We start from the raw sequence: 19526 nt of genomic DNA on the forward strand, positions 1-19526 counted from the left end.
GGTCACGGCGAGGTGGCGGGTTGTTCGCTGTTGGTTTGCAGGCGTCAAAGGGTGACTGCCTGATGCGAATGCCGGTCCCTGTTGAGGCTGCACTCGTGAATTCGCTTGAATGTGCTTTCGGGGCAGGGTGCCTCGGGCTTGTTCGAGCCTAAAGCTGTGGAGAGATAAGAGCATGAGCAACTGGTTGGTAGACAAACTGATCCCATCGATCATGCGTTCCGAAGTCAAGAAGAGCTCGGTGCCCGAAGGGCTGTGGCACAAGTGCCCGTCTTGCGATGCGGTGTTGTACAAGCCCGAACTGGAAAAGACCCTGGATGTCTGTCCCAAGTGCAATCACCATATGCGCATCGATGCGCGCGCGCGCCTGGACCTGTTCCTCGACGCCGAGGGTCGGGAAGAAGTCGGCGCCGACCTGGAGCCGGTCGACCGCCTGAAGTTTCGCGACAGCAAGAAGTACAAGGATCGCCTGGCGGGTGCGCAGAAGCAGACCGGTGAAAAAGATGCGCTGGTGGCCATGCGTGGCACCCTGGAGCAGATGCCGGTTGTGGCCTGCGCCTTCGAATTCTCGTTCATGGGCGGTTCGATGGGGGCAATCGTTGGCGAGCGCTTCGTGCGCGCGGCCAACGTTGCGCTGGAGCAGCGCTGCCCGCTGATATGCTTCTCTGCCTCCGGTGGCGCACGCATGCAGGAAGCGTTGATCTCGCTGATGCAGATGGCCAAGACTTCCGCTGTGCTGGCTCGTCTGCGCGAAGAGGGTGTTCCTTTCATCTCGGTGCTGACCGATCCGGTGTATGGCGGGGTCTCCGCCAGCCTGGCGATGCTTGGCGATGTGATCGTCGCCGAACCGCGTGCGCTGATCGGTTTCGCCGGGCCGCGGGTGATCGAGCAGACGGTGCGCGAGAAGCTCCCCGAGGGCTTCCAGCGCAGTGAGTTCCTGCTCGAGCACGGCGCCATCGACATGATCATCCACCGCGCCGAGTTGCGCCCGCGCCTGGCCAGGTTGTTGGCTCAGCTGATGCGTCTGCCTTCCCCTGTTGCATCGTTGCCGGCTACCGCATGATCGAGCGTTCCCTTGCCGATTGGCTGGCGTACCTGGAGCAGTTGCACCCCAATGCGATCGACATGGGCCTGGATCGCTCCAGGGCAGTTGCCCAGCGACTAGGCCTGACTCGTCCGGCGCCGCGCGTGATTACCGTCACCGGCACCAATGGCAAGGGTTCGACCTGTGCTTTCCTCGCCTCGCTGCTCCAGGCGCAGGGCCTCAAGGTGGGCGTATACAGCTCGCCACATCTGCTGCGCTACAACGAACGGGTGCAGATCGCGGGTGCCGAAGCCGGCGATGCCGAGCTGTGCGCGGCGTTCGCCGCTGTCGAGGCGGCGCGCGGCGATATCTCCCTGACCTATTTCGAGGTGGGAACCCTGGCGGCTTTCTGGTTGTTCCAGCGCGCCGCCCTGGACGTCGCGGTGCTGGAAGTCGGTCTGGGTGGGCGGCTGGATGCGGTCAATCTGGTCGATGCCGATCTGGCGCTGGTCACCAGCATCGGTCTGGATCATGCCGAATGGCTCGGCGACAGCCGTGAATCGGTTGCCTTCGAGAAGGCCGGTATCTTCCGGTCGGGCAAGCCGGCGCTGTGTGGTGACCCGCTGCCGCCACAGCCGTTGTTGGACCAGGCGGCTGCGCTGGCGGCCCCCCTGCTGCTGCGTGGCCGTGATTATGATCTGCGCGTCACAGCCGAGGATTGGTCCTGGTCCGGCGTCGGCCCGCGGGGCAAGGGCCTGAGTCTGCAGCATTTGCCGCTGCTCGACTTGCCCATGGAGAACGCCGCACTGGCACTGCAGGCCTATGCCCTGCTGGATCTGCCCTGGCATGCCGGGCAGATCGCCGATGCGCTCAGGTGCACCCGGGTCATCGGCCGGCTGGATCGAAGAAACATCCAGTGGCAGGGCAAGGCGCTGACACTGCTGCTCGATGTTGGGCATAATCCCCACGCCGCCGAGTACTTGGCGCGCCGACTGGCGAGCAACTGCCCAAGGGGGCGCCGCTTGGCCGTGTTCGGCTTGTTGGCGGACAAGGATCTGCCTGGGGTGGTGACGCCCCTGTTGGACGTCGTATCGGACTGGGCGGTAGCGCCGCTGCCGACCGGGCGCACGCGTCCGGCCGGCGAGTTGCAGGCCTATCTGCACAACTGCGGTGCTCAGGTGGTGGTCTATGCCGATGTGGCGTCTGCCTTGCAGGGGCTGTGCATGAATGCCGTCGATGGCGATGAGATTCTGCTGTTCGGATCGTTTTACTGCGTGGCCGAGGCCCTGGGCTGGCTGGCCCGCCATGCCACGGGAGATGGGCAGGATGGCTTTGCTGGATAAAGGGTTGAAACAGCGCATGGTCGGCGCCCTGGTACTGCTGGCCCTGGCAGTGATCTTTCTGCCCATGCTGCTGACGCGCGAAGACCCGTTGCGTCAGGTCAGAGTCGACGCGCCCAGCATGCCGTCGGCGCCCGCCATGCCGCAGATCGACATCCAGCCGGTGGCGGTGCTGGAGCCCGAGGCCTTGCCGCAGGAGCCAGTGCCCGAGGAGCTGTCGGCGCAGCCTGCCCCTGTGCCGAGCGAAACGCCTGCGCCAGCGTCGGCCAAGGCCCTCGAGCCGGCTGCTGCGCAAGCCAGTGCGCCGGCACCAGCGCCCGCCGGTCGCCTGGATGCCAATGGCCTGCCGGTCAGCTGGTCGGTGCAATTGGCCAGTCTGTCCAGCCTCAGCGGGGCGCAAAGCCTGCAGAAGACGCTGCGCGGTCAGGGCTACAACGCCTATATTCGCAGCGTCGACGGCATGAACCGGGTGTTCGTCGGGCCCCTGATCGAGCGTGTCGAGGCCGATCGTCTGCGGGACCAGTTGCAGCGACAGCACAAGCTCAACGGTTTCGTCGTGCGCTTTCAGCCGGAGCGCAGCTAATCCTCTGCTTACTCGATGGCGGGGGCTCTGCTAAAATGCAGCGCCTTTTCCGTCGGTAGCCTGCATCGTGGCATTTACTTGGGTCGACTGGGCGATAATCGCCATCATCGCCATTTCGGGCTTGATCAGTTTGAGCCGGGGTTTCGTCAAGGAAGCCCTGTCGTTGCTCACCTGGATCATCGCGGGGGTGGTTGCCTGGATGTTTGGTGGAGCACTGTCCCAGCATCTGGTCGACTACATCCAGACCCCTTCTGCCCGGGTTATCGCCGCCTGTTCCATTCTCTTCATCGTCACCTTGCTGGTGGGTGCGCTGGTCAATTATCTGCTTGGCGAACTGATTCGGGTCACCGGCCTGTCCGGCACCGACCGATTGCTGGGCATGGTATTCGGCGCCGCCCGCGGCGGCCTGCTGGTCGTGGTGCTGGTCGGTCTGCTCAGCCTGACGCCGTTTCAACAGGATCCATGGTGGCGCGAGTCGACGCTGCTGCCGCATTTCTTATTGGTCGCCGACTGGTCGAAAAACCTCATTCTGGGGCTGTCCAGTCAGTGGCTTGCAAGCGGCGTCAGCGCGCCCGCCGAGCTGCCGTTCAAAACAGGTCTCTTGCAGTAAACTGCCGCAAGAGCGTTCGAAATTCGCGTGTTTCACTGAGTAGGGGTTGCGTCACATGTGTGGCATTGTCGGTATCGTCGGTAAATCGAACGTCAATCAGGCGCTGTATGACGGTCTCACCGTCCTCCAGCACCGCGGCCAGGATGCTGCCGGTATTGTCACCAGCCATGAAGGCCGGTTGTTTCTGCGCAAGGACAACGGCCTGGTGCGCGATGTCTTCCAGCAGCGCCACATGCAGCGTCTGGTCGGCCATATGGGCATTGGCCATGTGCGCTATCCGACCGCTGGCAGCTCCAGTTCAGCCGAGGCGCAACCTTTCTACGTCAACTCGCCCTATGGCATCACCCTGGCGCACAACGGCAACCTGACCAATGTCGAGCAGCTGGCCAAGGAGATCTACGAGTCGGATCTGCGCCACGTCAACACCAACTCCGACTCGGAAGTCCTGCTCAACGTGTTCGCCCACGAGTTGGCCCAGCGCGGCCGCCTGCAGCCGACCGAGGAGGACGTGTTCGCCGCGGTCAGCGACGTGCACAAGCGCTGCCGCGGCGGCTACGCGGTGGTGGCGATGATCACCGGCTACGGCATCGTCGGCTTCCGCGACCCTAATGGCATCCGCCCCATCGTCTTCGGTCAGCGCCATACCGACGAGGGTGTCGAATACATGATCGCCTCGGAGAGCGTGTCGCTCGACGTGCTCGGTTTCACCCTGATCCGCGACCTGGCGCCTGGCGAGGCGGTCTACATCACCGAGGACGGCAAGCTGTTCACCCGTCAGTGCGCCGAGAACCCGCGCTATTCGCCGTGCATCTTCGAGCATGTCTACCTGGCGCGTCCCGACTCGATCATGGACGGCATCTCGGTGTACAAGGCGCGCCTGCGCATGGGCGAGAAGCTGGCCGAGAAGATCCAGCGCGAGCGCCCCGATCATGACATCGACGTGGTCATCCCGATTCCCGACACCAGTCGCACCTCGGCGCTGGAACTGGCCAATCACCTGGGCGTGAAGTTCCGCGAGGGTTTCGTCAAGAACCGCTATATTGGCCGGACCTTCATCATGCCCGGGCAGGCAGCGCGCAAGAAGTCCGTGCGGCAGAAACTCAACGCCATCGAACTGGAGTTCCGCGGCAAGAACGTGATGCTGGTGGACGACTCCATTGTCCGTGGCACCACCTGCAAGCAGATCATCCAGATGGCCCGCGAGGCCGGGGCGAAGAACGTCTACTTCTGTTCGGCGGCGCCGGCGGTACGCTACCCCAATGTCTACGGCATCGATATGCCCAGCGCCCACGAGCTGATCGCCCACAACCGGACCACCGAGCAGGTCGCCGAACTGATCGGCGCCGACTGGCTGGTCTATCAGGACCTGCCGGACCTGATCGAGGCCGTCAGCGGTAGCAAGAAGATCAAGATCGACAACTTCGACTGTGCGGTGTTCGATGGCCAGTACGTCACCGGCGATGTCGACGAGGCCTACCTGGACAAGATCGAGCAGGCGCGCAATGACGCGACCAAGGCCAAGTCCCAGGCGGTCAGCGCGATTATCGACCTGTACAACAATTGATCGAATAGCTGCCTGGCGTCCAGCCGCACCCGATTCGCCAATCTGCGGCTAGGGCGGCGGTTCGGGCAAGGCGGTGTGGCGGTGTGAGGTAGGTATGAGTCAAGAATGGCAAGCCGGGCGACTGGATAGCGATCTCGAGGGCGTCGGTTTCGACACCCTGGCGGTGCGCGCCGGACAGCGCCGTTCGCCGGAAGGCGAGCACAGCGAGGCGCTGTACCCGACCTCCAGCTATGTGTTTCGCACAGCGGCGGATGCGGCGGCGCGCTTTGCCGGCGAGGTGGCGGGCAATGTCTACTCGCGCTACACCAACCCCACGGTGCGCGCCTTCGAGGAGCGCCTGGCGGCGCTGGAGGGCGCCGAGCAGGCGGTCGCCACGGCCTCCGGGATGTCGGCGATCCTGTCGATCGTCATGAGCCTGTGCAGCGGCGGCGATCACGTGCTGGTGTCACGCAGCGTATTCGGCTCCACCATCAGCCTGTTCGAGAAGTACCTCAAGCGCTTCGGCGTGCAGGTCGACTATGTGCCGCTGTCGGACCTGACGGCCTGGGCGGCAGCGATCAAGCCGAACACCAAGCTGCTGTTCGTCGAGTCGCCATCCAATCCGCTGGCGGAACTGGTGGATATCGCCGCGCTGGCGCAGATCGCCCACGACAGGGGCGCCTTGCTGGCCGTCGACAACTGCTTCTGCACCCCGGCGCTGCAGCAGCCGCTCAAGCTCGGGGCGGACATCGTCATGCATTCGGCGACCAAGTACATCGACGGCCAGGGCCGCAGCATGGGTGGCGTGGTGGCCGGTCGCGCCGAACAGATGAAGGAGATCGTCGGCTTCCTGCGCACTGCCGGGCCGACCCTCAGTCCGTTCAATGCCTGGTTGTTCCTCAAGGGCCTGGAAACCCTGCGCGTGCGCATGCAGGCGCATTGCGCCAATGCACAGCAACTGGCCGAGTGGCTGGAGCTGCAGTCTGGCATCGAGCAGGTCTACTACGCCGGCTTGCCCAGCCACCCGCAGCACGAACTGGCCAGGCGTCAGCAGAGCGGCTTCGGCGCGGTGGTCAGTTTCGAGGTCGAGGGTGGCAAGGAAGCGGCCTGGCGCTTTATCGATGCGACCCGGGTGATCTCCATCACCACCAACCTGGGCGATACCAAGACCACCATCGCCCATCCGGCCACCACCTCCCATGGCAGACTGTCGCCGGCCGAGCGCGCCAGCGCCGGCATCCGTGACAACCTGATTCGGGTGGCGGTGGGCCTGGAAGACCTGGCCGATCTCAAGGCTGATCTGGCCCGCGGCTTGGCGGCACTCTAGTTGCCCTGCAGCGGCAGTCACAATAAGAAGCCCCGGCGCAAGCCGGTAATGCTGTTCACTTAAGCATTACACCTATCGGTGGGCTTTTGCGTGGGTGCTGGGAGGCTCAGTGGCTGAGTTTGAGGCCGGCCAGGCCGCAGACGATCAGGGCGACGCTGGCCAGGCGCAGCAGCGCCATCGACTCGCCGAACAGGATGATCCCGGCGATCACGGTGCCCACCGCGCCTACTCCGGTCCACACGGCGTAGGCCGTGCCTAGTGGCAGTTCCTTCATGGCCAGGCCAAGCAAGGCGAGACTGACGATCATCGCGGCCAGGGTGAGCAGGGTGGGCAGCGGGCGGGAGAAACCGTCGGTGTATTTCAGCCCGACAGCCCAGCCGACTTCGAACAGCCCGGCGAGGAACAGGATTATCCAGGACATGATGACCTCCAGTGGACGTAGTAATGGAGGGGGGGGCGGCCCTGGCCAGGCGGGCCCAGGGCCGGGGCCGCACAGGCCTCAGATCCCCTGCGGAATGTCTTCGCCGCCGAGGGCCTCGAACAGCGCGGGGAGGAATTCGACGAAGGTCAGCATCATCAGGGTGAAGCTGGCGTCCAGCTGGCCGAGGTTGTCGTCGCCACCGTCCTGCTCGGCCTGCTCCTGCAGCAGGTCCTCGAAGCGCAGGCGCTTGACCACCAGCTTGTCGTCGAGCACGAACGACAGCTTGTCCTGCCAGGCCAGAGACAGCTGGGTGACCTGCTTGCCGGCCGTCATGTGCAGCTGGATCTCATCGCTGGTCAGGTCCTGGCGCTTGCAGCGCACCACGCCACCATCCTCGTGGGTGTCGCGCAGTTCGCATTCGTCGAGCACGGTAAAGTCAGCTGCGGCCTGCTGGGCCTTGACCCAGTCGGTGAGGGTGGCGCTCGGCGCGATCTTCACCGTCAGCGGGCGCACCGGCAGCGAGCCGATCGCTTCGCGCAGGGTCGACAGCAGGTCTTCGGCGCGCTTGGGGCTGGAGGCGTCCACCAGGATCAGGCCCTGGGCCGGGGCGATGGCGGCGAAGGTCGCCGACTTGCGGATAAAGGCGCGCGGCAGGAAGGCCTGGACGATCTCGTCCTTGAGCTGGTCGCGCTCCTTCTTGTAGACCTTGCGCATCTGCTCGTTTTCGATCTCGTCGACCTTCTCCTTGAGAGCGTCGCGCACCACGCTGCCCGGCAGAATGCGTTCTTCCTTGCGCGCGGCGATCAGCAGGAAGCCCTGGCTTTCGTGCACCAGCGGCGCGTCGGCGCCCTTGCCGAACGGCGCGATGAAGCCGTAGGTGGTCAGCTCCTGGCTGGCGCAGGGGCGCGCCGGCTTGGCGGCCAGTGCGGCTTCGAGCGCCTCGGCTGCAAACGGAACGTCTTGGGTGAGGCGATAGACCAGCAGGTTACGAAACCACATGAGGGGGTGACTCTCCATTAACGCAAAGCGCGCATTATTCTCCCCTCGGCGCTTCAGGCCAACCCTGCGCTAAGCCTTTGCCCTGCCGATAAAAAATTTTTAAATCAGTGCTTGCCAAGGTCGGGATGGCTCTCTAGAATGCGCCCCACTTCGAGAGTGAAGGGTGATTAGCTCAGCTGGGAGAGCATCTGCCTTACAAGCAGAGGGTCGGCGGTTCGATCCCGTCATCACCCACCAAACTCGCTTTTGAGGTTACGCGCAGCGGTAGTTCAGTCGGTTAGAATACCGGCCTGTCACGCCGGGGGTCGCGGGTTCGAGTCCCGTCCGCTGCGCCATTTTTCTCCTCGCTTCATCCTCGCTTCTCGCCTTCGCAGCATTCGCAGCTCCCCTCCTGAAAAACTCTAAACACCTGAACTTATACGCATTTTCTGGTTCCTATCCCGGTAGCCAGTGATCGCGGCGGCCTGCTAAGCTCGCGCCTTCACTCGATTGCCCTAGGGCGCACCGAACAAGGAACAAGCATGAAACAGCATCGTTTAGCAGCGGCGGTCGCCCTGGTGGGTCTGGTTCTCGCGGGTTGCGACTCGCAAACCAGCGAAGTGGAGCTGAAAAGTCCAGCGCAGAAGGCTTCCTACGGGATCGGCCTGAACATGGGCAAGAGCCTGGCCCAGGAGGGCATGGATGACCTGGACTCGAAAGCGGTGGCCCAGGGCATCGAAGACGCCATCGGCAAGAAGGAGCAGCGCCTGAAGGATGAAGAGCTGATCGAGGCCTTTGCCTTCCTGCAGAAGCGCGCCGAAGAGCGCATGGCGGCGATGAATGAAGAGTCGGCCAAGGCCGGCAAGCAGTTCCTCGAGGAGAATGCCAAGCGCGACGGCGTGGTTACCACCGAGTCCGGCCTGCAGTACGAAGTGCTGACTAAGGCTGATGGCGCCCAGCCGAAGGCCACCGACGTGGTGACCGTGCACTATGAAGGCACCCTGACCGACGGCAGCGTGTTCGACAGCTCGATCAAGCGCGGCAGTCCGATCGACCTGCCGGTTAGCGGCGTGATCCCAGGCTGGGTCGAGGGCCTGCAGCTGATGCACGTCGGCGAGAAGTACAAGCTGTATATCCCCAGCGAGCTGGCCTATGGCGAGCAGAGCCCGAGCCCGGCGATTCCGGCCAACTCGGTGTTGGTGTTCGAGCTGGAGTTGCTGGCGATCAAGGATGCCGCCGCCGAGCAGTAATTCTTTTTGCGTAAGGCAGCGCCCCGTCTCGACGGGGCGCTGTCGTTTTGGCCGATCGGTTGCCTGTACGAATGGCGACCGACGGGTCTGAAAACGAAAGGTGCGTTACGGTTATGCACATTTCGCAGTATTGACCCGGCGGTCGCCGGCAGGCTTTTGGCAAAACCTTTTGCTTTTTTTAACTTATTGATTTAAATGAATTTTATTGGCTGAGCAAAAAATGCCCGATCTGTAGAAAGGCCGCGTGGGACGGGCGTTTGCTAGGATCATCCAGAAACTGTTCACAAGGTTATCCACAGCTTCGGTGGATAACCCGAATCAGCCCAGCTAGCACGCGGGCTGAGCGGGAGGGGTCATGAACGCACCTTGGAGCTTTCTCCGTTACCTGCCCTTGGCGCAGCGTTATCTGCGCAATGGCCGTCTGCCGGCATTGCTCCTGGCGGTCGCGCGCAAGAGCGGCAAACAGGGATGGCGTTTCGCCGCCTTCAAGGAGGATCTGCAACTGCTGCAGAATCTCTGTCTGGCCTGGTGGCGGGGAGAGTATCGGGCGATCGCGCCCCGGGCGCTGGTGGCGGTAGTCGCCGCCCTGCTGTATTTCCTCACGCCACTGGACGCATTGCCCGATTGGTTGCCCGGGCTCGGGTTCATCGATGACCTGGCGGTGGTGGCCTGGGTGCTGGCGACCTGGCAGGAGGAGCTCGCTGCATTTCGCGCCTGGCGCCAAGCCCAGACGGCGGAAAAACTCGAGCGCATCGAGCGCCTGCCCGATACAGAGCCAATGGCGCTGAACAAGCCCTAGACCGCACGCAGTGCCCGGCTCAGGGGCGGTCCTCGAGCATCTGAGCAATCGCGCCCGAGTCGCGCAGTTGGCGCAGCACGCTATCCAGACGCTCGGCGCTGACCGGTAGTTCTGCGCCATACAGGCAGTACAGCTGGTAGCGCTGCACCACCCAGGTGGCGAGCCGAAGCGGCAGATCGGGGCGCTGAGCCAGCTTGCGCAGCAATGGTCGGCGCATGTCGATCAGGGCGTCGATGCGCCTCTTGCTGAGCATGCTCAGCTTGGTGTCGAGGTCGCGGATATTCTTGCGAGTCACCAATTGGCGCGCGAAGGCCTCCATCAGTGGTGCGCTGTAGACATAGCCCAGTTGGGTGCCCAGCACGGCACCATAGAGGTCCTGCAATTTCTCGACGGGTGCATGTTGCTCATGCAGCAGCAGTACGTCTGCTTCCTGGTAGAGCGGTGGCGACCAGTGATAGCGCCGCGGTTCGGCGACCCAGTCCGGGTTGCTGTTGCAGATCAGATGAATGCGACCGCGCTGGATGAAGCGTTCCAGGCGCTTGTTCGGGGTGTCGATGAACCGCAACTCGAGTCCCAGCTGTTCGCTCACCCGCATACCCAGGCGATAGGTGAAGCCGCCGCGCAACTGCTGTTCCTGGACGTCGACGTAGGGCATGCCATCGGCGCTGGAGAAGCCCCAGCGCAGTTCCTCTGCGTGGCAAAGGGAGGCGAGGCAGCCGAGCAGCGCGAGTAAAAGGCTGCGCAAAATGAGTCTCCCCCCGGGGCCAGCGACAGTTCGGGCAGTATAGATCACGCTCATTGCGGTACTGGGCTGGTAAGATGAGGCCTTGCAAGGGGGGTGCCGAAGCTGTCGGCACTGCTTTCAGGGAGAATTCGAATGAATGTGCAAGTAATCAGGCGGGACGGCGAGCCCGAATATGCGGTGCTGCCTTGGGCGGAATATCAGGCCTTGTTGAAGGCTGGCGGCCATCCCCAGCAGGTGGAGCAGTCGCCGGAGTCGACCACGCCGCCATTGACCCAGCTGGCTCGCCTGCGTGAGCAGAAGGGCCTGTCGGTGGAGGAGTTGGCGCGGTCGGTCGGTATCAGCCCGCACTACCTGGGCATGATCGAAAGCGGCGAGCGTCAACCGGACGCGGCCATTCAGCGTGCCTTGGCCTGGACGCTCGGCGTGTCGGGCTGGGAGTCGGAGTCTTGAGCGTCAGTATCAGTCGCCAGCACTGGCAAGCACTACTCGACGAACTGGACAATGCCCGCCGCCAACGCCACCTGGTGACCTACAGGGCACTGGTCGAGCGCCTGGCGTTGCCGACCCCGGCGATGCAGACCCTCACCGCCGCGTTGGAGCATTTGGCCGCCCTGGATGCGCGGGCCGAGCGGCCGCTGCGCAGTGCTCTGGTGATCAGTCAGGGGGCCAGCCGCCTGCCGCGCACCGGATTTTTCGACTGTGCGACTCGCCTGGGGCGTTTCAATGGCGCCTCGGACGGGGTTGCCGCCGCTTCCTGGCATGCTGCCGAAGTGGTGCGGGTATTCGAGTTCAGCTACCCCGAGGAACTCTAGTGTTCTGGCGTCTGCGTGCACGTCTGGGCTATGCCCTGGCCAGGCGCCTGCTGCGCTGGTCCTGGTGGGGCAGGCAGCCGCGCGCATGGCGCTGGATGGAGGGGCAGTTCGCCCGCATGGCTGCGCTGGGCGATGTTGCCGCGCAGAGCTTCTATGGGCATATCCTGCTGTTCCGAGGTCAGGGGCTGGGGGCTCGTGACGAGGGTCTTCGTCTATTGCGCCTGGCGGCCGACGGTGGCGACGGCAAGGCGGCCTTTCAGCTGGGCGTGGTAAGCCTGGCCGGCGACAGTCGACGGCCAGCGGATGCGCCGGCGGCCGTGCACTGGTGGTCCAAGGCATCGGCCGCCGGCCATCCCCTGGCCGCACGCCGTCTCGCCGACCTGTACCGCGCGGGCGCCCCTGGGGTGCCGGCGGATGCCGAGCTGGCGGCGACCCTCGCCGCGCGTGCTCAGGCGCTGGGGCTTTAGCACCCTGGGCGCGGCCCGCCACGCGCGGTGAGCGCAGGCTCAGCCCGAGCCCCCGAATGGTGCCGCTATGCCGACAGCTTGTGGGTATCGATGATATGCAGGCTGTAGCCCGGCACCGCCTTGGCGTGGCGTTTGGCCTCCGAGGCCAGGCTGGCGAGCTGGCTGGCATCCAGGTGGGCGCACTGCTCCGGGTGCAGATGGACCACGCCCAGCGAGATCGACAGCAGTGGGAACTCCTCGCGAACTCCCTGGCGGTTGTGGGAGATGAAACAGCCGGCATGCAGATGCTCGTCGCTGTAGAAGCGCCGGCATTGGCCCTGGAAGTCCTCCAGCAGCCTGTTGAGGCGGGCGCGCCAGTCCTCCGAGCCGAGCACCAGGAGGAAGTCGTCGCCACCGATATGGCCGACAAAATCGCGCGCCGGGTCGACCCGCTCGCTCAGACACTGGGCCAGGCACAGCAGTACTTCGTCGCCTTTGGCGTAACCGTACAGGTCGTTGAACGGCTTGAAGCTGTCGATGTCCACGTAGCAGATCACCGACTCGCGGGCCTGCTGCAACAGGCGGGTGAGGCACTGCTGGATCGGCACATTGCCCGGCAGCAGGGTCAGCGGGTTGGCGTGGCGGGCCTGCTGGATCTTCAGCTCGGTGATCAGCTTGAGCACGTCGATCACTCGGCCGAGTCCAAGGTAGCGGCCCTCCAGGGTGATGATGAAGTCTTCCTCGATGCGCTGGCGCGCACGGCTGGTGAGCAGGCGGCTGACCTTCTGCAGTGACTGCCCCTGCTCGACCGCGAGGAAGTCCTGGCTCATCAGCCAACTGATCGGTTTGCGCGCCAGCAACTCGTTGGCGAAGGGTTTCAGCAGGGCGTCGGCGAGCGAATGGCGATGGACGATGCCAACTGGCTGCTGCGCCTCGTTGAGCACCGCCAGGGAGTTGAGGTTGGCCTGCGCGCGAAAGGCCTCCAGGACCTCGGCGGTCGGAGTACCCAAGGCTACCGCCGGCTGCAGGTTGAGCAGGGCGGTGAGGTCGCTCGCGTCTTCGCCGAAGGCGTTCGACGCGCTGCCCAGTGTCGGCAGCAGGGCACGGGCGTCACGCGGCGGTTGCTCGTGGGGGCGCGCCAGCAGGTAACCCTGGACCAGGTCGATGCCCATCTCCGAGAGCACCGCCAGTTCTTCCTCCAGCTCGATGCCTTCGGCGATGACCTGGGCGCGCGAGGCCTTGGCCATCTGCAGGATCGAGCCGACGAATTCGCGCTTCACCGCATCCAGGTGAATGCCGTCGATGAAGTGGCGATCGATCTTCACGTATTCGGGGCGCAGCTCCGACCATAGGCGCAGGCTCGAGTAGCCGGCGCCGAGATCGTCCAGGGCGATGGAGAAGCCCATGGCCCGGTAGTGGTGCAGGGCGGTATCGAGCAGGCTGAAGTCGTCGGTGGGCGATTGCTCGGTCAGCTCGATCACCACCCGGCTCGGCGCAATCCCGAAGGCTTGCAGCAGCTGCAGGGTGCGTCCCGGCTGGTGGCCGGGCTCGAGCAGGGAATCCGGGGATATGTTGAGGAACAGCTTGCCCTCCAGCTGTTGCTCGCTGAACTGCCGGCAGGCGCTCCTGCGGCAAGCCACTTCCAGTTCGCTCAGGCGTCCGCCGTGGCGGGCCGCCGCGAACAGGTTGATCGGCGAGTGCAAGGGGCTGTTGGACGGGCCGCGGGTCAAGGCTTCGTAGCCGAGAATGCGTCGCTCCGAGAGTGACACTATGGGTTGGAACAGGCTGTGCAAGTCGCCGTGAGCAAGAATGTGGCCCAGCGCGCTCAACTGCTCGGTGACGGTCATGGAAGTCTCGATAGCCAGAAAAAGCAAAGGGGCTGATATCGCTATCAGCCCCTGCATTTCACGACAGATTGGTGACCGTTTAATGACACTCGCCCGCTGCCGGGTGATGACGCTGCGGCCCGCTGCAGGGCCGCGCACGGCCTATTGCTTGGCCAAGGCGGTATTGAGCCCCAGGTAGTCGATGAGAATGTGCCCGCTTTCGGCGAGGAACGCATCGTCCTGTGCCGAGGGCTTGCCCTCTTCGCTTGCCAGGTTGTCCTCGTCTTCCTGCTTCAGCTCGCTGAGCGGGGCTTCGCCCTTGGCCTGGCGGCGGCTGTTCTCGATCGCCAGCTGCAGGGTCTCGATCTCGGCCTGGCGGGCTCTGCGCTTGGTCTCGTTGAGGGTGACCGAGGTCTCGCCCATGAGCTTCTGCGCCAGTGCCTGGCGCTGGCGGGTAAAGGTGAAGTCGGGGTTCTTCGCCGTGCGGCTGTCGTAACGGGCCTGCAACTGCGCCAGGAAGGGCTTGATCGGGTCCTGTGCGGGGCGGATGGCCGGACTGATGCTGTCCCACGGCAGCGCTTCGGGCAGGGCGCTTTCGCCAATTTCCTTGGTGTCCATCGAGTCCGGATACTGGATATCCGGTATCACCCCCTGGTGTTGGGTGCTCTGTCCGGAGACGCGGTAGAACTTGGCCAGGGTCAGTTTCAGCTCACCGTGGTTGAGCGGCTGAATGGTTTGCACCGTGCCTTTGCCAAAGGTCTGGCCACCAAGGATCAGCGCGCGGTGATAGTCCTGCATGGCGCCGGCGAAGATTTCCGACGCCGAGGCGGACAGGCGATTGACCAGCACGGCCATGGGGCCGTTGTAGAAGGTTCCGCGATCTTCGTCGGCGAGCACATCGACCCGGCCATCGCTGTTGCGCACCAGTACGGTCGGGCCCTGGTCGATGAACAGGCCGGTCAGCTCGGTGGCCTCCTGCAGGGAGCCGCCGCCGTTGTTGCGCAGGTCGATGACCACGCCGTCGACCTTTTCCTTCTTCAGCTCGCTGAGCAGGCGGCGGACGTCGCGAGTGGTGCTCTTGTATTCCGGATCGCCGGCGCGGAAGGCCTTGAAGTCGAGGTAGAAGGCGGGGATCTCGATCACCCCCAGCTTGTAGTCGCGACCTTCGTGGTTCAGTTCGAGTATGGACTTCTTGGCGGCCTGCTCTTCCAGCTTGACCGCCTCGCGGGTGATGCTGACCACCTTGCTGGTCTGGTCATTCGGCGCGTTGCTGGCCGGAATCACTTCCAGGCGAACCTTGGAGCCCTTCGGGCCGCGAATCAGCTTGACCACCTCGTCCAGGCGCCAGCCGATCACGTCGACCAACTCCTCGTCACCTTGGGCGACAGCGATGATCTTGTCCGCCGGAGCGATCTGCTTGCTCTTCTCGGCCGGGCCGGCGGGCACCAGGCGTACCACCTTGACGTACTCATTGTCGTTCTGCAGCACGGCGCCAATGCCTTCCAGCGACAGGCTCATGTTGATGTCGAAATTTTCCGCGTTGTCCGGCGACAGGTAGGTGGTGTGCGGGTCGTAGGACATGGCGAAGGCGTTGATGTAGGTCTGGAAGATATCCTCGCCACGGGTCTGTTGCAGGCGCGACAGTTGGTTCTGGTAGCGCTTGGTCAACAGTTCCTGAATCGCCTTGGGCTCCTTGCCGGCAATCTTCAGGCGCAGCACCTCGTCCTTCACGCGCTTGCGCCAGAGGTCGTCGAGCTCGGCGATATCCTTGGCCCAGGGGGCATTTTCGCGATCGATCAGCAGGCTTTCATCGGTGCTGAAATCGATCTTGTCGACGCCCTTGTCGAGCATGTCGAGGGCGAACTGCAGGCGCCCTTGCAAGCGCTCCAGGTGGCGCTTGTAGATGGCAAAGCCGGGTTCGAGGTTGCCGCTCTTGAGCAGGTCGTCAAACTGGGTGCGCCATTGGTCGAATTCGGCGATGTCGGCGGCTGTGAAATAGCTGCGCGCCGGATCGAGCATCTTTAGGTAGCCCTGGTAGATCTTCGCCGAGCGTTCGTCGTTCAGCGGCGGCTTGCTGTAGTGATGGCGCTTCAACAACTCCAGGACGTTCAGGCTGGCGACCACCTGCTCGCGATTGGGCTGCAGATAGTCCCAGTTCTCGGTGTTGGCCGTCTTCGCCGACAACGGCAAGGCGGTCAGGCCGATGAACAGGGCCAGGGTGGTGCTGAGCAGGGAATGCTTCATGCTGATTCGACGCGGGGGCAGTTGATAACGCATATTAGGCCGTCTTTGAGGGCGCCGGTTCCATCGGCGCATAGCAAAAGCCCAGGTTCGATGGTGGGCTTGGGGGTTAATTGCACTATGGAGGCAGCGTGAAGGCATTGCAAGGCGTGGAAGGCCGTGCGGAGTGGGCTCAGCAGCCCCGCCCGGCCTGTGATGTGGGGCAGATCCGCATCCAAGTGGCGGCCGCCGGTTTGAATCGGGCCGACCTGTTGCAGCGTGCCGGACTGTACCCGCCGCCTCCCGGGGCCAGCGAGACGCTCGGCCTGGAGTGTGCGGGTATCGTCAGCGAGGTCGGCGCCGGTAGCGAGTGGCAGGTCGGTGACCGGGTCTGTGCCTTGCTGGCCGGCGGCGGCATGGCCGAGGAGGTGGTGGTCGACGCTCGCCATGCGCTGCCGGTGCCCGAGGGCGTCGCGCTGCGCGAGGCCGCGGGATTGCCGGAGGTGTATGCGACGGCCTGGCTCAACCTGTACCAGTTGACCGGCCTGAAGCCCGGCGAGAAGGTGTTGCTGCACGCCGGCGCCAGCGGCGTCGGTTCGGCGGCCATCCAGTTGTGTAAGGCCTTCGGCAACCCCTGCTGGGTCAGTGTCGGCTCGGCCGAGCGGCTGGCCTACTGCGAGGCCCTGGGCGCCCAGGGCGGCGTGTTGCGTGGCGACGACAACCTGCAGGCCCTGCGCGACTTCGGCCCCTTCGATGTGATCCTCGATCCGGTGGGCGGCGATTACGCCGCGCTCAACCTGGAGCTGCTGGCGCGCGACGGGCGCTGGGTGAATATCGGCCTGATGGGTGGACGCCAGGCGCAACTGGACCTGGCCCTGGTGTTGGGCAAGCGCATTCAGCTGATCGGCTCGACCCTGCGCAACCGCGACGATCAGTTCAAGGCCGATCTGCTGCGTGATCTGCGCCAGGCGGTGTGGCCGCTGTTTGCCGAGGCACGTCTGCAGCCGCAGCTGCAACGCAGCTATCCGGCCAAGGATGCGGAACTGGCCTTTGCCGAACTGGCGAGCAATCAGGTCAACGGCAAGCTGGTGCTGCTGATCGACGAAAGCCTCAGCTGACCATGAAAGGCCTGGCCGCCGCGCTGGGCAGGCCGATGCCGGCGGGGTGATTGACTGCCCCAATGAAATCAATGGCCTTATTCAATAAGCTTTTTAGATCAACTCGGCCTAACATGCGCCGGGTCAAACTTCTCAACCCCCAAAAAGGAACCCGAGATGAATCTCATCAACACCCAAGTGCAACCCTTCAAGGCCAACGCTTTCCACAACGGCCAGTTCATCGAAGTCACCGAGGAGTCCCTGAAGGGCAAGTGGTCGGTGCTGATCTTCATGCCGGCGGCCTTCACCTTCAACTGCCCGACCGAGATCGAAGACGCTGCCAACAACTACGCCGCGTTCCGCGATGCCAACACCGAGGTGTACATCGTCACCACCGATACCCACTTCTCGCACAAGGTCTGGCACGAGACTTCCCCGGCCGTCAGCAAGGCCCAGTTCCCGCTGATCGGCGACCCGACCCACCAGCTGACCAACGCCTTCGGCGTGCACATCGCCGAGGAAGGCCTGGCCCTGCGTGGCACCTTCGTGATCAACCCGGAAGGCGTGATCAAGACCGTCGAGATCCACTCCAACGAAATCGCTCGCGACGTCTCCGAGACCCTGCGCAAGCTGAAGGCCGCCCAGTACACCGCCGCCAACCCGGGCCAGGTTTGCCCGGCCAAGTGGAAAGAAGGCGAAGCCACTCTGGCGCCGTCGCTGGACTTGGTTGGCAAGATCTAAATCTGCCGACCTCCGCCCGGATCCGTGCGGTCCGGGGCGGACAACACCCTGCGCTGTCAGGGCCGCCAACCGGCCCTTGTGGTGCCCAATGCCCGGGCGCGATCCGCCCGGGCATTTTATTGCCCGAATTTCGTCATCGAGGAGCTACGCCATGTTGGACGCCAACCTGAAAACCCAGTTGCAGGCCTACCTGCAGAAGGTCACCCAGCCGTTCGAGATCGTCGCGTCCCTCGATGACAGCGACAAGTCTCGCGAGCTGCTCGGCCTGCTCGAAGACATCGTCGGCCTGACCGACAAGATCGCCCTGAAGACCGACGGCAGCGACGCCCGTCGTCCTTCGTTCTCGCTCAACCGCCCTGGCGCCGACATCGGCGTCAGCTTCGCCGGCATCCCCCTGGGCCACGAGTTCACCTCGCTGGTGCTGGCTCTGCTGCAGGTCGGTGGCCATCCGTCCAAGCTGGATGCCGAGACCATTGCGCAGATCCAAAGCATCGAGGGCCGGTTCGAGTTCGAAACCTACTTCTCGCTGTCCTGCCAGAACTGCCCGGACGTGGTCCAGGCGCTGAATCTGATGGCGGTGCTCAACCCCAACATCCGCAACGTTTCCATCGACGGCGCGTTGTTCCAGGACGAGGTCGAGCGGCGCCAGGTCATGGCCGTGCCGAGCATCTACCTGAACGGTGAGGTGTTCGCCTCCGGGCGCATGGAAGTGAAGGAAATCCTCGCCAAGATCGATAGCGGCTCTGCTGCCCGCGAGGCTGAGAAGCTCAGTGCCAAGGACTCCTTCGACGTGCTGGTGGTCGGCGGTGGCCCGGCCGGCGCCGCGGCGGCCATCTATGCGGCGCGCAAGGGCATCCGCACCGGTGTGGCGGCCGAGCGTTTCGGCGGCCAGGTGCTCGACACCATGGCCATCGAGAACTTCATCTCGGTGCAGGAAACCGAGGGACCGAAGCTGGCCCGCGCCCTGGAAGAGCACGTCAGGCAGTACGAGGTCGACATCATGAACCTGCAGCGCGCCAGCGCGCTGATCCCGGCCCAGGCTGCCGGCGAGTTACATGAAGTGAAGTTCGACAGCGGCGCCAGCCTCAAGGCCAAGACCTTGATCCTCGCCACCGGCGCCCGCTGGCGGGAAATGAACGTACCCGGCGAGCAGCAGTACCGTGGTCGTGGCGTGGCCTACTGCCCGCACTGCGACGGCCCGCTGTTCAAGGGCAAGCGGGTGGCGGTGATCGGCGGCGGCAACTCCGGGGTCGAGGCGGCCATCGACCTGGCGGGCATCGTTGCCCACGTCACCCTGATCGAGTTCGACGACAAGCTGCGCGCCGATGCCGTGCTGCAGAACAAGCTCAACAGCTTGGGTAACGTCAACGTGATCAAGAGCGCCCTGACCACCGAGGTCAAGGGCGATGGGCAGAAGGTCACCGGCCTGGTGTACCAGGATCGCACCACCGATGCACTGCACGAAGTCGCGCTGGAAGGCATCTTCGTGCAGATCGGCCTGCTGCCCAACAGCGACTGGCTCAAGGGCGCGATCGAACTGTCAGCGCGCGGCGAGATCATCGTCGACTCGCGCGGCGAGACCTCGGTGCCGGGCATCTTCGCCGCCGGCGACGTGACCACGGTGCCCTACAAGCAGATCGTCATCGCCGTGGGCGAGGGCGCCAAGGCCTCGCTTTCCGCCTTCGATAATCTGATCCGCTCTGCCTGAGCCGACAGGCTCTGACTGTGCGGATGGATTTCGCACACAGCTGCTAGGCTGCTGGTGAC

Annotated in this window: 19 protein-coding genes and 2 tRNA genes; 16 read left to right on the forward strand and 5 right to left on the reverse strand. The window is 64.2% G+C overall.

Translation table 11 applies throughout. The features are described 5' to 3' along the window. Positions 1-172: 172 nt before the first annotated feature. From accD to AB5S05_RS19835, 6 genes are all read left to right on the forward strand, one after another. The gene (gene accD, locus AB5S05_RS19810; RefSeq protein WP_369289250.1) at positions 173-1060 is read left to right on the forward strand and encodes an acetyl-CoA carboxylase, carboxyltransferase subunit beta; all 888 of its coding nucleotides are present in this window, start codon (positions 173-175) and stop codon (positions 1058-1060) included. Then, complete coding sequence (folC, locus tag AB5S05_RS19815; protein ID WP_369289251.1) at positions 1057-2364, forward strand: bifunctional tetrahydrofolate synthase/dihydrofolate synthase; 1308 nt, start codon at positions 1057-1059, stop codon at positions 2362-2364. Before accD ends, folC begins: the two co-directional genes overlap by 4 nt. Continuing rightward, on the forward strand, positions 2348-2944 hold the full coding sequence (locus tag AB5S05_RS19820) for an SPOR domain-containing protein (RefSeq protein ID WP_369289252.1): 597 nt from the start codon (positions 2348-2350) through the stop codon (positions 2942-2944). The genes folC and AB5S05_RS19820 overlap by 17 nt, the downstream gene beginning before the upstream one ends. A 67-nt stretch (positions 2945-3011) precedes the next feature. Beyond that, positions 3012-3554 (forward strand): CvpA family protein, encoded by a 543-nt coding sequence (locus tag AB5S05_RS19825; RefSeq protein WP_369289253.1) that lies wholly within the window; start codon positions 3012-3014, stop codon positions 3552-3554. Between the two features lie 55 nt (positions 3555-3609). Continuing rightward, on the forward strand, positions 3610-5118 hold the full coding sequence (gene purF, locus AB5S05_RS19830) for an amidophosphoribosyltransferase (RefSeq protein ID WP_369289254.1): 1509 nt from the start codon (positions 3610-3612) through the stop codon (positions 5116-5118). A 94-nt stretch (positions 5119-5212) separates the two neighbouring features. After that, the gene (locus AB5S05_RS19835) at positions 5213-6424 is read left to right on the forward strand and encodes an O-succinylhomoserine sulfhydrylase (protein WP_369289255.1); all 1212 of its coding nucleotides are present in this window, start codon (positions 5213-5215) and stop codon (positions 6422-6424) included. 106 nt (positions 6425-6530) lie between these two features. Here AB5S05_RS19835 and sugE read toward each other — a convergent pair whose 3' ends face one another. Together sugE and rdgC are read right to left on the reverse strand one after the other, a co-directional pair. Continuing rightward, a complete protein-coding gene (gene sugE / locus AB5S05_RS19840) occupies positions 6531-6845 on the reverse strand; it encodes a quaternary ammonium compound efflux SMR transporter SugE (protein ID WP_369289256.1) in 315 nt (104 codons plus the stop codon). 78 nt (positions 6846-6923) lie between these two features. Continuing rightward, positions 6924-7844 carry a recombination-associated protein RdgC gene (rdgC, locus tag AB5S05_RS19845; protein ID WP_369289257.1) on the reverse strand — a complete coding sequence of 307 codons (921 nt, stop codon included), beginning with the start codon at positions 7842-7844 and terminating at the stop codon, positions 6924-6926. 161 nt (positions 7845-8005) lie between these two features. Between rdgC and AB5S05_RS19850 the strand changes: the two genes are divergently transcribed. The 4 genes from AB5S05_RS19850 to AB5S05_RS19865 all read left to right on the forward strand — a co-directional run bounded on the left by AB5S05_RS19850 (position 8006) and on the right by AB5S05_RS19865 (position 9872). Then, a tRNA-Val gene (locus tag AB5S05_RS19850) sits at positions 8006-8081 on the forward strand. A 21-nt stretch (positions 8082-8102) separates the two neighbouring features. Beyond that, a tRNA-Asp gene (locus tag AB5S05_RS19855) sits at positions 8103-8179 on the forward strand. Positions 8180-8365: 186 nt separating this feature from the next. After that, the gene (gene bamJ / locus AB5S05_RS19860; protein ID WP_369289258.1) at positions 8366-9073 is read left to right on the forward strand and encodes a BamJ family beta-barrel-assembly machinery protein; all 708 of its coding nucleotides are present in this window, start codon (positions 8366-8368) and stop codon (positions 9071-9073) included. A gap of 355 nt (positions 9074-9428) precedes the next feature. Next, complete coding sequence (locus tag AB5S05_RS19865; protein ID WP_369289259.1) at positions 9429-9872, forward strand: YkvA family protein; 444 nt, start codon at positions 9429-9431, stop codon at positions 9870-9872. A gap of 19 nt (positions 9873-9891) precedes the next feature. Here the strand turns inward: AB5S05_RS19865 and AB5S05_RS19870 are convergent, their stop codons facing one another. Then, the gene (locus AB5S05_RS19870; protein WP_369289260.1) at positions 9892-10617 is read right to left on the reverse strand and encodes a substrate-binding periplasmic protein; all 726 of its coding nucleotides are present in this window, start codon (positions 10615-10617) and stop codon (positions 9892-9894) included. 132 nt (positions 10618-10749) lie between these two features. Between AB5S05_RS19870 and AB5S05_RS19875 the strand changes: the two genes are divergently transcribed. Genes AB5S05_RS19875 through AB5S05_RS19885 form a run of 3 tightly spaced genes read left to right on the forward strand, consistent with a single transcriptional unit; the run spans position 10750 to position 11896 of the window. Further along, a complete protein-coding gene (locus AB5S05_RS19875; protein WP_369289261.1) occupies positions 10750-11067 on the forward strand; it encodes a helix-turn-helix domain-containing protein in 318 nt (105 codons plus the stop codon). Then, positions 11064-11429: a hypothetical protein gene (locus AB5S05_RS19880; protein ID WP_369289262.1), complete on the forward strand. Its 366-nt coding sequence runs from the start codon at positions 11064-11066 to the stop codon at positions 11427-11429. Before AB5S05_RS19875 ends, AB5S05_RS19880 begins: the two co-directional genes overlap by 4 nt. After that, positions 11429-11896, forward strand: coding sequence for an SEL1-like repeat protein (locus AB5S05_RS19885; RefSeq protein WP_369289263.1), 468 nt, complete (start codon positions 11429-11431; stop codon positions 11894-11896). The genes AB5S05_RS19880 and AB5S05_RS19885 overlap by 1 nt, the downstream gene beginning before the upstream one ends. 65 nt (positions 11897-11961) lie before the next feature. Here AB5S05_RS19885 and AB5S05_RS19890 read toward each other — a convergent pair whose 3' ends face one another. Continuing rightward, positions 11962-13722 carry a bifunctional diguanylate cyclase/phosphodiesterase gene (locus AB5S05_RS19890; RefSeq protein ID WP_369289264.1) on the reverse strand — a complete coding sequence of 587 codons (1761 nt, stop codon included), beginning with the start codon at positions 13720-13722 and terminating at the stop codon, positions 11962-11964. A 141-nt stretch (positions 13723-13863) separates the two neighbouring features. Next, a complete protein-coding gene (locus AB5S05_RS19895; RefSeq protein WP_369289265.1) occupies positions 13864-15945 on the reverse strand; it encodes a carboxy terminal-processing peptidase in 2082 nt (693 codons plus the stop codon). A gap of 128 nt (positions 15946-16073) precedes the next feature. Here AB5S05_RS19895 and AB5S05_RS19900 point away from each other — a divergent pair, with 128 nt between their 5' ends. The 3 genes from AB5S05_RS19900 (at position 16074) to ahpF (ending at position 19467) form a co-directional block, all read left to right on the forward strand. After that, positions 16074-17039 (forward strand): NAD(P)H-quinone oxidoreductase, encoded by a 966-nt coding sequence (locus tag AB5S05_RS19900; protein ID WP_369289266.1) that lies wholly within the window; start codon positions 16074-16076, stop codon positions 17037-17039. Positions 17040-17195: 156 nt separating this feature from the next. After that, positions 17196-17759: an alkyl hydroperoxide reductase subunit C gene (ahpC, locus tag AB5S05_RS19905; RefSeq protein WP_369289267.1), complete on the forward strand. Its 564-nt coding sequence runs from the start codon at positions 17196-17198 to the stop codon at positions 17757-17759. A 151-nt stretch (positions 17760-17910) separates the two neighbouring features. Next, on the forward strand, positions 17911-19467 hold the full coding sequence (gene ahpF, locus AB5S05_RS19910; protein ID WP_369289268.1) for an alkyl hydroperoxide reductase subunit F: 1557 nt from the start codon (positions 17911-17913) through the stop codon (positions 19465-19467). Positions 19468-19526 lie beyond the last annotated feature (59 nt).

The organism is Pseudomonas zhanjiangensis (genome assembly GCF_041027545.1).
Classification (GTDB): domain Bacteria; phylum Pseudomonadota; class Gammaproteobacteria; order Pseudomonadales; family Pseudomonadaceae; genus Aquipseudomonas; species Aquipseudomonas zhanjiangensis.

What these genes read in the sequence shown, in the direction of transcription:
- accD (WP_369289250.1), top strand. Translation starts at nt 173, where the DNA reads ATGAGCAACTGGTTGGTAGACAAACTGATCCCATCGATCATGCGTTCC.
- folC (WP_369289251.1), top strand. Translation starts at nt 1,057, where the DNA reads ATGATCGAGCGTTCCCTTGCCGATTGGCTGGCGTACCTGGAGCAGTTG.
- AB5S05_RS19820 (WP_369289252.1), top strand. Translation starts at nt 2,348, where the DNA reads ATGGCTTTGCTGGATAAAGGGTTGAAACAGCGCATGGTCGGCGCCCTG.
- purF (WP_369289254.1), top strand. Translation starts at nt 3,610, where the DNA reads ATGTGTGGCATTGTCGGTATCGTCGGTAAATCGAACGTCAATCAGGCG.
- AB5S05_RS19835 (WP_369289255.1), top strand. Translation starts at nt 5,213, where the DNA reads ATGAGTCAAGAATGGCAAGCCGGGCGACTGGATAGCGATCTCGAGGGC.
- sugE (WP_369289256.1), bottom strand. Translation starts at nt 6,845, where the DNA reads ATGTCCTGGATAATCCTGTTCCTCGCCGGGCTGTTCGAAGTCGGCTGG.
- rdgC (WP_369289257.1), bottom strand. Translation starts at nt 7,844, where the DNA reads ATGTGGTTTCGTAACCTGCTGGTCTATCGCCTCACCCAAGACGTTCCG.
- bamJ (WP_369289258.1), top strand. Translation starts at nt 8,366, where the DNA reads ATGAAACAGCATCGTTTAGCAGCGGCGGTCGCCCTGGTGGGTCTGGTT.
- AB5S05_RS19865 (WP_369289259.1), top strand. Translation starts at nt 9,429, where the DNA reads ATGAACGCACCTTGGAGCTTTCTCCGTTACCTGCCCTTGGCGCAGCGT.
- AB5S05_RS19875 (WP_369289261.1), top strand. Translation starts at nt 10,750, where the DNA reads ATGAATGTGCAAGTAATCAGGCGGGACGGCGAGCCCGAATATGCGGTG.
- AB5S05_RS19890 (WP_369289264.1), bottom strand. Translation starts at nt 13,722, where the DNA reads ATGACCGTCACCGAGCAGTTGAGCGCGCTGGGCCACATTCTTGCTCAC.
- AB5S05_RS19895 (WP_369289265.1), bottom strand. Translation starts at nt 15,945, where the DNA reads ATGAAGCATTCCCTGCTCAGCACCACCCTGGCCCTGTTCATCGGCCTG.
- ahpC (WP_369289267.1), top strand. Translation starts at nt 17,196, where the DNA reads ATGAATCTCATCAACACCCAAGTGCAACCCTTCAAGGCCAACGCTTTC.
- ahpF (WP_369289268.1), top strand. Translation starts at nt 17,911, where the DNA reads ATGTTGGACGCCAACCTGAAAACCCAGTTGCAGGCCTACCTGCAGAAG.